The sequence below is a fragment of the Marinovum sp. 2_MG-2023 genome, from assembly GCF_030548265.1.
Lineage (GTDB): Bacteria > Pseudomonadota > Alphaproteobacteria > Rhodobacterales > Rhodobacteraceae > Marinovum.
The window spans coordinates 54,411-63,018 of record NZ_JAUOSD010000020.1; the positions used below are offsets into that span (position 1 = coordinate 54,411).

10 protein-coding genes and 1 riboswitch are annotated in these 8,608 nt (G+C 64.9%); of the genes, 9 read left to right on the plus strand and 1 reads right to left on the minus strand.

The window, feature by feature from the left end; all coding sequences use genetic code 11:
• Window position 1: 1 nt before the first annotated feature.
• Both Q4577_RS18795 and cobJ read left to right on the plus strand, forming a co-directional pair.
• Window positions 2-742 carry a precorrin-2 C(20)-methyltransferase gene (locus Q4577_RS18795; protein WP_303471769.1) on the plus strand — a complete coding sequence of 247 codons (741 nt, stop codon included), beginning with the start codon at window positions 2-4 and terminating at the stop codon, window positions 740-742.
• Complete coding sequence (gene cobJ, locus Q4577_RS18800; RefSeq protein ID WP_303471771.1) at window positions 739-1,491, plus strand: precorrin-3B C(17)-methyltransferase; 753 nt, start codon at window positions 739-741, stop codon at window positions 1,489-1,491. Before Q4577_RS18795 ends, cobJ begins: the two co-directional genes overlap by 4 nt.
• Here cobJ and Q4577_RS18805 read toward each other — a convergent pair.
• Complete coding sequence (locus Q4577_RS18805; RefSeq protein WP_303471773.1) at window positions 1,449-2,231, minus strand: cobalt-precorrin-6A reductase; 783 nt, start codon at window positions 2,229-2,231, stop codon at window positions 1,449-1,451. The two genes, cobJ and Q4577_RS18805, sit on opposite strands and share 43 nt — an antisense overlap.
• Here Q4577_RS18805 and cbiE point away from each other — a divergent pair.
• The 7 genes from cbiE (at window position 2,230) to cobF (ending at window position 8,461) form a co-directional block, all read left to right on the plus strand.
• Window positions 2,230-3,423 carry a precorrin-6y C5,15-methyltransferase (decarboxylating) subunit CbiE gene (gene cbiE / locus Q4577_RS18810; protein WP_303471775.1) on the plus strand — a complete coding sequence of 398 codons (1,194 nt, stop codon included), beginning with the start codon at window positions 2,230-2,232 and terminating at the stop codon, window positions 3,421-3,423. The genes Q4577_RS18805 and cbiE overlap by 2 nt on opposite strands.
• A complete protein-coding gene (locus tag Q4577_RS18815; RefSeq protein ID WP_303471782.1) occupies window positions 3,420-3,818 on the plus strand; it encodes a cobalamin biosynthesis protein in 399 nt (132 codons plus the stop codon). The genes cbiE and Q4577_RS18815 overlap by 4 nt, the downstream gene beginning before the upstream one ends.
• Window positions 3,815-4,600, plus strand: a complete 786-nt coding sequence (gene cobM / locus Q4577_RS18820; protein WP_303471783.1) for a precorrin-4 C(11)-methyltransferase — start codon at window positions 3,815-3,817, stop codon at window positions 4,598-4,600. The genes Q4577_RS18815 and cobM overlap by 4 nt, the downstream gene beginning before the upstream one ends.
• Window positions 4,597-5,937 carry a cobyrinate a,c-diamide synthase gene (locus Q4577_RS18825; protein WP_303471784.1) on the plus strand — a complete coding sequence of 447 codons (1,341 nt, stop codon included), beginning with the start codon at window positions 4,597-4,599 and terminating at the stop codon, window positions 5,935-5,937. The genes cobM and Q4577_RS18825 overlap by 4 nt, the downstream gene beginning before the upstream one ends.
• The gene (cobA, locus tag Q4577_RS18830) at window positions 5,934-6,680 is read left to right on the plus strand and encodes a uroporphyrinogen-III C-methyltransferase (RefSeq protein WP_303471785.1); all 747 of its coding nucleotides are present in this window, start codon (window positions 5,934-5,936) and stop codon (window positions 6,678-6,680) included. Before Q4577_RS18825 ends, cobA begins: the two co-directional genes overlap by 4 nt.
• A gap of 20 nt (window positions 6,681-6,700) precedes the next feature.
• A riboswitch (cobalamin riboswitch) is annotated at window positions 6,701-6,923 on the plus strand.
• Window positions 6,924-6,956: 33 nt separating this feature from the next.
• Window positions 6,957-7,622, plus strand: coding sequence for an energy-coupling factor ABC transporter permease (locus Q4577_RS18835; RefSeq protein ID WP_303471786.1), 666 nt, complete (start codon window positions 6,957-6,959; stop codon window positions 7,620-7,622).
• Between the two features lie 77 nt (window positions 7,623-7,699).
• A complete protein-coding gene (gene cobF / locus Q4577_RS18840; protein ID WP_303471788.1) occupies window positions 7,700-8,461 on the plus strand; it encodes a precorrin-6A synthase (deacetylating) in 762 nt (253 codons plus the stop codon).
• Window positions 8,462-8,608: the final 147 nt, after the last annotated feature.

Here is an 8,608-nt window from a genome sequence, read left to right on the forward strand (position 1 = left end):
CATGGGACGTATTATCTGTGCCGGTCTTGGGCCGGGCGATCCCGACCTGATGTCACGCCGCGCCGACCGCGCAGTGCGTGGTGCCAGCGATATCGCCTATTTTCGCAAGAAAGGGCGATTTGGCCAGGCCCGCCGGATTGTCGAGGGGATGCTGCCCACCGCTGTTCGTGAACATGCGATGGAATATCCTGTCACCACCGAAATCCCATTTGACAGCCCGGAATACAACCAGCTGCTGGCAAGGTTCTATGATGACTGGGCGGCGCGGCTGACCACGCTGGCGCAAGACCGCGATGTGGTGGTGTTATGTGAGGGTGATCCGTTTTTCTACGGCTCGTTCATGCATCTTTACACCCGCCTGCGCGACCGGTTGGAGATCGAAGTGATCCCCGGCATCACGGGCATGACGGGCTGTTGGACCGCGATTGGCGAGCCGATGACATGGGGCGACGACGTAATGTCCGTGCTCATGGGGTCGATGTCAGAAGATCAATTGGCCGCCCAGATGCAGGGGGCCGATGCAGTGGTGGTGATGAAAACCGGCCGTAATCTGCCAAAGATCAAGCGCGCGCTGGACCGCGCCGGGCGGCTGTCACAGGCCTGGCTGGTCGAGCGCGGCACAATGCCCGATCAACGCATCGCGCGGCTGATCGACACCGACGAAGGCGATTGCCCGTATTTTGCAATCGTGTTGGTGCATGGTCATGGCCGCCGTCCAACCCTGGTCGAGGCCGCGCAATGAGCGGCTGGGTGGTTGTGGCCGGGCTGGGACCGGGGGCAGAGGATCTGGTGACGCCAGAGGTGCGCGCCGCGCTGGATCAAGCCACGGATATTGTGGGTTATATTCCCTATGTCGCCCGCATAGCGCCCCGTCCGGGGTTGCGGTTGCACAGCTCTGACAACCGGGTCGAGCTGGACCGCGCCCGTCATGCGCTGGAGATGGCGGCGCAGGGGCTGCGCGTGGTGATTGTGTCTTCGGGTGATCCGGGGGTGTTTGCCATGGCCTCGGCGCTGTTCGAACAGGTAGAGGCCAGCCCGGAGGCCGCGCAGACCGAGATCCGTATTCTGCCGGGCATCACCGCAATGCTGGCGGCGGCGGCGCGGGTCGGGGCACCGCTGGGCCATGATTTCTGTGCAATCAACCTCAGCGACAATCTCAAGCCTTTTGCGCTGGTTGAACATCGCCTGCGCCATGCGGCGCGGGGTGATTTCGCGATGGCGTTTTACAACCCGCGATCCAAGGCCCGCCCGCATCAATTTGCTCGGGTGCTGGACATCCTGCGCGAGGAATGCGGGCCGGATCGGCTGATCATCTTTGCGCGGGCGGTGTCGACCGCACAGGAGACGGTGCAGGTTGTCACCCTCGATCAGGCGACACCGGATATGGCGGATATGCGCACGGTGGTTCTTGTCGGCAACAGCGCCACGCGCCGCACCGGCGATTGGGTCTATACGCCGCGCGGGGCCACATTGTCCGGGGTCACCCCATGATCGCGCAACCACTCAAAGACCCCCGCCGTCGTGTCGCAGGTGGCGCGCGCAGGCAGGTCGGGGCGGTCTATCATGATGACCTCGATCCCCAACACCCGCGCCGCCAGCAACTTGGCCTCGGCACCGGTGCCGCCGGAATTCTTTGCCACGATGTGGCTGATCGCATGACGGCGCAACAGGGCGCTGTCGTCGGCCTCGGTAAAGGGGCCGCGGGCGATGACAACCTCGGCATGGCGCAAGGGCAGGGGCGCGGCGGGTGGATCCACCAACCGCACAAGGTAGTGGTGATGCGTCTGCGCGGCAAACAGATCAAGCTGCTGCTTGCCGATGGCAAGGAACACCCGCGCGGGGGGCTGTGTCTGTGGCGGCGGCAGGGCGCTTGGCGCGTCCTGCACGCTTTGGACATGCCGCCAGCGATCCCCGGCACCCGGTTGCCACGGCGCACGTTCAAAACCCAGCAAAGGCGTGCCGGTCTCGGCACAGGCGGCAATCGCGTTCTGGCTGATCCGGGCGGCAAAGGGATGCGTCGCGTCGATCACATGGCTGATCTTTTGGGCGCGGATATAGGCGGCCAGCCCGGCGCTGCCGCCAAATCCGCCGATGCGCGTTGGCAGCGGCTGGGCCGCCGGGGCCAATGTGCGTCCGGCATAAGAGAAGGTCGCCGGGATCGGCGTGTCGGCAAGACGGCGGGCCAGCTGGCTGGCTTCGCTGGTGCCGCCAAGCAGCAAGAGGCGGGTCATGTCTGATCCTTGGCTGAATGTGATCGGTCTGGGCGAAGATGGCCTGTGCGGGCTGTCGGATGCAAGCCGCGATGCAATTGCGCAGGCACAGGTGATCTTTGGCGGGCCGCGCCATCTTGATCTGGTGCAGGCCGGCACGCGCGGTCGGCCCTGGCCGGTGCCGTTTGATCTGGCGCCGGTGCTGGCATTGCGCGGACAGCCTGTGGTGGTGCTGGCCTCGGGGGATCCGTTCTGGTTTGGCGCCGGCAGTATGCTTGCGCAGCGGCTGGCCCCCGACGAATGGCGCGCCCATCCGGTGGCGGGTGTGGTGTCGCTGGCCTGTGCGCGCCTGGGTTGGCGGGTCGAAGAGACCCGTGCTCTGGCCCTGCATGCGGCAGAGTTCACCGCCCTATCTACGGTGCTGCATCGCAGTGCAAAGATCCTGGCCACCCTGCGGGATGAGGCGGCGCCAGACGCATTGGCGCAATGGCTGACAGCGGCGGGGTTTGGCGCGGTGCGGATGCATGTGCTCGAACGGCTTGGCGGTCCAAAGGAGCGCCACCGCCAGACCCGCGCAGATGACTTTCAGCTCGACGGGATTGCCGCGCCGGTGGCTGTTGCGCTGGATGGGGCCGATCTTGTGCGCGGGATCGGGCTATCCGGTGTGCCGGGCCGGGGCGAGCATCTGTTTCACCATGACGGGCAGATTACAAAATCACCGCAACGTGCGCTGACCCTTGCAGCGCTTGCCCCGCGACCCGGCGAGATGCTGTGGGACATCGGCGGTGGTTCCGGGTCGGTGTCGGTTGAATGGGCGCTGGCGGGTGGTCATGCGCTCACGATTGAGCCGCGCGCCGAACGGTGCGCCAATATCCGTGCCAATATTGCGACTTTTGCCTTGTCGCGGCAGATCACCCTGCTTCAGGGCCGCGCGCCAGAGGTGCTGAGCCACGATCTGCCGACGCCGGATGCGATTTTTGTCGGCGGTGGCGGCTCGGCGGATCTGTTTGCCGCGCTTTGGGGCTATTTGATGCCCGGTGCCCGGCTTGTCGTCAATGCGGTCACGCTGGAAACCGAAACCCTGTTGCTGGCAATGCAGGCACAGCATGGCGGGACGCTGACCCGGATTGACATTGCCCAGGCCGCGCCCTTGGGGCGGTTGCGTGGCTGGGTCAATGCACGTCCGCTGGTGCAATGGGCGGTGACGCGATGACGGAGCCGGGTTTGTTCGTCGGGCTTGGGTTTCGCAAATCCGTAAGTGCCGAGGCCCTGACAACGGCTTTGACTGCGGCCCTGGCTGCGGCTTTGGCCGAGGTCGGGGCACAGGCCGGACCGGCAGATCAGGCCAGACCGGTCGATGGTGTCGCCACAGCCAGGGCCAAGGCACAGACACTGGCCGCCCTTCTGCCTGATGCGCCGGTGATCGGTGTTGATGTGGCCGGCGTTGCAACCCCCACGCAATCATCGGCCGCGCTGGCCGCCTATGGCACCGGGTCCGTGGCCGAAGCGGCGGCGTTGATCGCGGCGGGACCGGGCGCACGGCTGTGTCAGACACGCAGGATTATTGGCGGCGTCAGCGTCGCAATCGCACGAGGAGAGACAACATGACGGTGCATTTCATCGGGGCTGGACCGGGGGCGGCGGATCTGATCACCCTGCGGGGGCGCGATCTGATCGCGGCCAGCCCGGTTTGTCTTTATGCCGGGTCGCTGGTGCCCGAGGCGCTGTTGGCGCATTGCCCGCCGGGCGCGCGGATCGTCAACACCGCGCCGCTGTCGCTGGACGAGATCATAGATCTGATCGCCGAGGCGCATCGCGCGGGTCAGGATGTGGCGCGGCTGCATTCCGGGGATCTGTCGGTCTGGTCGGCGATGGGCGAACAATTGCGCCGCTTGCGCCGGTTGGACATCCCCTATGACGTCACCCCCGGCGTGCCCAGCTTTGCCGCCGCCGCGGCGACGCTGGGCGCAGAGCTGACCCTGCCGGGCGTGGTGCAATCGGTGGTGTTGACGCGGGTATCGGGGCGCGCCAGCGCAATGCCCGCCGCAGAGAGTCTGGAAAACTTTGCCCGCACCGGGGCTGTGCTGGCGATCCATCTGTCGGTGCATGTGCTGGACAAGGTGGTCGCCACATTGCGCCCGCATTACGGCGCAGACTGTCCCGTTGCGGTGGTCTGGCGCGCAAGCTGGCCGGATGAGCGGGTGGTGCATGCCACCCTGGACACGTTGGAAACCGCCGTCGGCGCCGAAATGGCGCGCACGGCGCTGATCCTGGTTGGCCGGTCGATCGGGGCAGAGGACTTTGCCGAGAGCCGTCTTTATGCCGGGGATTACGATCGCCGCTACCGTCCTGTGGGCACCGATCCCCGCTTTCCGGAGACCGGCGCATGACGCCCGGTCTGGTGATTTCCGGCGCGGCGTCGGGCGTGGGGAAAACCACCTTCACGCTGGGGCTGATGGCGGCGCTGCGGGCGCGCGACATGGCGGTGCAGCCGTTCAAATGTGGTCCCGACTATATTGATCCGGCCTTTCACACCGTGGCGTCGGGGCGGGCCTCGTTCAATCTGGATGGCTGGGCCATGTCAGCAGAGCGCATGCATGCGCTGGCGGATCGGACAGCCGATATTGCGCTGGCCGAAGGGTCGATGGGGCTGTTTGACGGCGTGGCGGTGCCGGGTGAAACCGGCGCAGGGGCCAGTGCCGACATCGCCGCGCTGATGGGCTGGCCGGTGATCCTGGTAATTGATGTGACCGGACAGGCCCAGAGCGCCGCCGCCGTGGCGCAGGGCCTGGCACGGTTTCGCGCGGATGTACCCATCGCCGGGGTGGTGTTGAACAATGTTGCCTCGCCGCGCCATGATACGCTGGTGCGGGCCGGGTTTGCGCAGGCCGGGATTGCCGTTCTGGGCGCTTTGCCGCGTCAGGTCGGGATCGAGCTGCCCTCGCGCCATCTTGGGCTGGTGCAGGCCGAAGAAACCGCAGATCTTGAAAGATTGCTGAGCGAGGCAGGCAAGGCCGTGTCGCAGTATTGCGATCTGGACGCGATTGTTGCGGCGGCACGGTCCGGGGCGGGCCATGCCAGCGCGCCGCCGCCGCCAACGCGCCCACCCGGGGCACGTATTGCCCTGGCGCGGGATTCGGCCTTTTCCTTTGTCTATCCGCATCTGATAGAGGGCTGGCGCAGCGCCGGCGCAACGATCCTGCCGTTTTCGCCGCTGGCGGATGAGGTCCCGGATGACAGCGCGGATTGTTGTTGGCTGCCGGGCGGCTATCCCGAACTGCACGCAGGGCGGCTGGCGGGCAATGACCGGCTGCGGTCCGGTCTGCACCGTTTTGCCCAGACCCGCGCCGTCCACGGTGAATGCGGGGGCTATATGGCACTGGGGGCCGGGCTGGTCGATGCACAGGGGCAGCGGCACCAGATGCTGGGGTTGCTGGGGCTTGAGACCAGTTTTGCCAAGCGCAAAATGAACCTGGGCTACCGTCTGGCAGAGCTTTCTGCGCCAATGCCGGGGTTCGAGGTGGGCACACGCCTGCGTGGGCATGAGTTCCATTATGCCCGTATCCTGAGCCAGCCGGATGCCCCGCTTGCCGAAGTGCGTGATGCCAACGGCCTTGTCGTGGCGCAAACCGGATCGCAACGCAAAAGCGCGGCTTCGGGCCATGCTGCGGCCGGTGGTCAGGTCAGCGGAACCTTCTTTCATCTTATCGCCGAGGCCAGCCAATGAGCGCATTTGTCTCCTTTGTGTCGTCTGGTGCGGGCGACCCGGACCTGCTGACCCTCAAGGCGGTGGACCGGTTGCAACGCGCCGATGTGGTGTTGTTTGATGATCTGGCTTCGGGGCCGGTCCTAAGCCATGCGGGGGCCAATGCCGAGCTGATTGCCGTTGGCAAACGGGCGCGCCGCCCCTCGGTCAAGCAGGATCATGTCAACCGTCTGTTGGTGGATCATGCCCGAACCGGCGCGCGGGTCGTGCGGTTGAAATCCGGGGATAGCGGAATTTTTGGGCGTCTCGAAGAAGAGATGATTGCGCTGGAGGCCGCGGAAATTGCCTATGAAATCATTCCCGGCGTGCCGTCGGCCTGTGCGGCGGCGGCAGCGGCGGGGTTGCCATTGACCCGGCGGTTGACCGCGCGGCGGGTGCAATTTGTGACCGGGGCGGATGTGACGGGCGAATTGCCCGAGACGCTGAATTGGCCCGCGCTGGCAGATTCCGAAGCCACAACAGTGGTTTACATGGGGAAACGCACCTTTCCCAAACTGGCGGCCGGTCTGATTGCCCACGGTCTGCCGCCGGAAACGCCGGCCCTGCTGGCCGAGGCCGTCGGCCATCCCGAACAACGCCTGCATCGCAGCACGGTTGCGACACTGGCCAAGCAGCTTGCCCAGGCGCGTCCCGACCAGCCGGCGGTGATCCTTTATGGCCCATTGGCCGAAACGAAAGCGGCGTTGGCGACATGCGGGGCTTGACTTGGCGGGCCGGCTCACGTCTATCTGAACCCCTGTTTGGTGCCCAGACATGCGCAAAGCGCAGGGCTCAATCGGGAACGGGGAAGGGTGGACCAAGTTGCGGCACCCAAAGCCCCGGCCGCCCCCGCGACTGTATGCGGAGAGCGCGTTCTGAAAGACCACTGGGGGGAGATGCCCTCTGGGAAGGTAGAGCGTTGCCTCGACCCGCGAGCCAGGAAACCGGCCATCGGATTATTTCAACCCGCCGTCGGGTGTGACGGCAAGGAGATCAAAGACATGCACATCGAACCCGGCGTCGTTACGGGCGCCAAACTCATCCTCAGCTACGCAACCGCGACAACCGCGGGGCTTTATACGCTCAAGACCGCCTTTGACGCGGTGCGCCAGCAGGGGCTGGGCTCGCTCGCGTTGCGCACGGTTGTGGCGACGGCGGCAGTGTTGGTGTTTTTCCAGATCCTGCCGCATTACCCGGTTGGCGTGTCAGAAGTGCACCTGATCCTTGGCTCGACCCTGTTCCTGATGTTGGGCGCCGCGCCGGCCGCGATCGGCCTGGCGCTGGGGCTGTTGATTCAGGGCATTGTGTTTGCCCAGTTCGACCTGCCGCAATACGGAATGAACGTGACCACGCTGCTGGTGCCGCTGTTCGGCTTGCAATATCTCGCGCGGCGTCTGATCGCGCCGGGCACCGCATATGTTGACCTGAAGTACAGCCAGGCGCTGGCGCTTTCGACCGCTTACCAAGGTGGTATTGTGGCCTGGGTGGCGTTCTGGGCCGTTTATGGTCAGGGCTTTGCCGAAGTTGGCCAGGTGATGGCATTTGGCGCGGCTTACATGCTGGTGATCCTGCTGGAGCCGCTGGTCGATCTGGCCGTTCTGGCCGCTGCAAAACGGCTGCAAGGGCTGAAAGGCTCTGCCTGGGTGACCGCGCGGCTTTTTGCTTGAGCACCAGATGTGATTGAGACGACACCAAGGGGGCTTCGGCCCCCTTTTTCGGGAGTACGGGCTTTGGAAACACTGCGATGATCGAACTTGATCTGATCGGCATTGGAACCGGTAACCCGGATCACGTCACGGCCCAGGCCGTACAGGCGATGAATGCCGCTGACCTGATCCTGATCCCGTTGAAAGGGCCTGAAAAGACCGACCTCGCCGGTTTGCGGCGCGATCTTTTGGCGCGCCATTTGGACAACGCACAGACACAGGTGGTGGAATTCGACCTGCCGCAGCGTGATGTCGACAACCCGTCGTATCGCACCGGGGTGTCGCAGTGGCATGACGCCATTGCCGCATCCTGGGAACAGCAGATCCGCACAGTGCTGGGGGAAAATCCAGGCGGGCGGGTTGCCTTGCTGATCTGGGGCGATCCGATGTTGTATGACAGCAGCCTGCGGATTGCCGAACGGCTGGGGCGGCGGATGCCGCTAGAGCCACGTGTGATCCCCGGCATCACCTCGATTCAGGCGTTATGCGCCGCACATGCGATCCCGCTTAATACGGTGGGTGGGTCGGTCACGATCCTCACCGGGCGTCAACTGCGCGCGCAAGGGTGGCCGCCCGAAGCCGAGACCGTGGTTGTTGTGCTGGACAGCGGTGGCGCGTTTGAGACGCTCGACCCGGAGGGGATTTCGATCTGGTGGGGCGGCTGCGTGGCAATGCCGCAAGAGAGGCTGGTCGCCGGTCAACTGGATGCGGTCGGGGCCCAGATCATCAAAACCCGAGAAGACCTGCGCGCCCGGCATGGCTGGGTGATGGATATCTATCTTATGCGGCGCGCGGGGTAAGCGTTCGCCGAGATGACGCATGTCTGGCTTTGGGCGTACTTAACATAACCCTGATTATGGGGTGCGCGTATCTGTAGCCGCAAAGCTAAAATGTCACCCATGAGCAATTCAGGAATGTCACTCTCCCCCAAAAGACTAAGGGAGATC

Coding starts and splice junctions, on each gene's coding strand:
- cobM (WP_303471783.1), top strand. CDS start 3,815: ATGACGGTGCATTTCATCGGGGCTGGACCGGGGGCGGCGGATCTGATC.
- cobA (WP_303471785.1), top strand. CDS start 5,934: ATGAGCGCATTTGTCTCCTTTGTGTCGTCTGGTGCGGGCGACCCGGAC.
- Q4577_RS18795 (WP_303471769.1), top strand. CDS start 2: ATGGGACGTATTATCTGTGCCGGTCTTGGGCCGGGCGATCCCGACCTG.
- Q4577_RS18835 (WP_303471786.1), top strand. CDS start 6,957: ATGCACATCGAACCCGGCGTCGTTACGGGCGCCAAACTCATCCTCAGC.
- cobF (WP_303471788.1), top strand. CDS start 7,700: ATGATCGAACTTGATCTGATCGGCATTGGAACCGGTAACCCGGATCAC.
- Q4577_RS18805 (WP_303471773.1), bottom strand. CDS start 2,231: ATGACCCGCCTCTTGCTGCTTGGCGGCACCAGCGAAGCCAGCCAGCTG.
- cobJ (WP_303471771.1), top strand. CDS start 739: ATGAGCGGCTGGGTGGTTGTGGCCGGGCTGGGACCGGGGGCAGAGGAT.
- Q4577_RS18825 (WP_303471784.1), top strand. CDS start 4,597: ATGACGCCCGGTCTGGTGATTTCCGGCGCGGCGTCGGGCGTGGGGAAA.
- cbiE (WP_303471775.1), top strand. CDS start 2,230: ATGTCTGATCCTTGGCTGAATGTGATCGGTCTGGGCGAAGATGGCCTG.
- Q4577_RS18815 (WP_303471782.1), top strand. CDS start 3,420: ATGACGGAGCCGGGTTTGTTCGTCGGGCTTGGGTTTCGCAAATCCGTA.